The following is a 1125-nucleotide window of genomic DNA, read 5'->3' on the forward strand; positions in this document are numbered from 1 at the left end:
CAGCGGCGACCTGCTGATGCTGGTGGCCACCCTGGCCTACGCGTTATACAGCTTCCTGCTGAAGAAATGGCAGCTGCGCCTACCGCCGCTGCAGCTGCTGTACCTGCAAGTGCTGGTGGCGATCATCGTGCTGTTGCCGCTGTTTCTGCTGTCGGACAAAACCGGGCTGAACAGCCGCAACGTCAGTCTGGTGCTGTACGCCTGTGTGCTGGCGTCGATGATCGCGCCACTGCTGTGGATGCAGGCCGTGCACCGCCTGGGGCCAAGCCGCACCACGCTGTTCTTCAACCTGCTGCCGCTGGTCACTGCACTGATCGCTGCAGTGGTACTCGACGAGCAACTGGCCAGCTACCACCTGGCCGGCGGCCTGATGACCCTGGCAGGGGTGGTGCTGGCCGAGCGCTGGACCACGCCGATTCGCCGCTAGAGCCCCGCAGCCTTGAGCCGAGCCGCATGTTCGGTAAACAGCCGCACTGGCTCGGCGCCTTTGCCCACTGCGCCCAGTGACTGGTTGACGATGTCCAGGTGGTCGAGCGGGTAATCGTCGCCGATCACCTGCCCCAGGTGCGAGCTGAAGCGCCCGACCATGCCGTCGCACTGGCCTTTTTCCTTGACGAAACTGCGGGCGAACAGGCGACAGAAGCGGTTGCTGCCGTCAAAACGGTTGCGGCCCTGGTCGGTCAGGCCAGGCTGCAAGGTGCCCGACCAGGAGTAATAGCGCACGCCATTCACCTCGTAGGCCCCCTCCCCGCCCCAGGCCTGCGGCAGCCCCTGTGGATAAGCCTGGTTGAACAGTGCTACCCCGGCGCTGGTCAGCGACTGGTGCGAGGCATGCACATCCACCGGCAGCGGGTCCCGGCGCCAACCGGTCTCCAGCCACACCAGCAGTACGGCAAGACCATGCAACACGGCCTTGAGGATCCGCCCTTGGGGTGAATCGCCCGGTGCCGTGCGTTCAAGGTGATCCGCCAGCTCGGAGCCGTGGTTGGGCCCCGCCACCGAGGTGACCGAGGCTACCCGAGCAGGCCGCTTGGCCGCCGCATAACGCGCGTCCAGGGCACCCTGGCTGTGGCCGATGAGGTTGACCTTGTCGGCACCTGTGCGCTGGCAGATGTCTTCGATGAT

2 protein-coding genes are annotated in these 1125 nt (G+C 65.6%); one reads left to right on the forward strand and one right to left on the reverse strand.

The genetic code is table 11. The features are described 5' to 3' along the window. Positions 1-427: DMT family transporter (locus HP546_RS30480; protein ID WP_172233667.1), on the forward strand; the 427-nt coding region annotated here is incomplete at its 5' end. Here the strand turns inward: HP546_RS30480 and HP546_RS30485 are convergent. After that, a partial coding sequence (locus tag HP546_RS30485) for an alpha/beta fold hydrolase (RefSeq protein WP_172233670.1) occupies positions 424-1125 on the reverse strand: 702 nt, incomplete at its 5' end. The two genes, HP546_RS30480 and HP546_RS30485, sit on opposite strands and share 4 nt — an antisense overlap.

The organism is Pseudomonas sp. CM25 (assembly GCF_013179705.1).
Taxonomy (GTDB): Bacteria; Pseudomonadota; Gammaproteobacteria; order Pseudomonadales; family Pseudomonadaceae; genus Aquipseudomonas.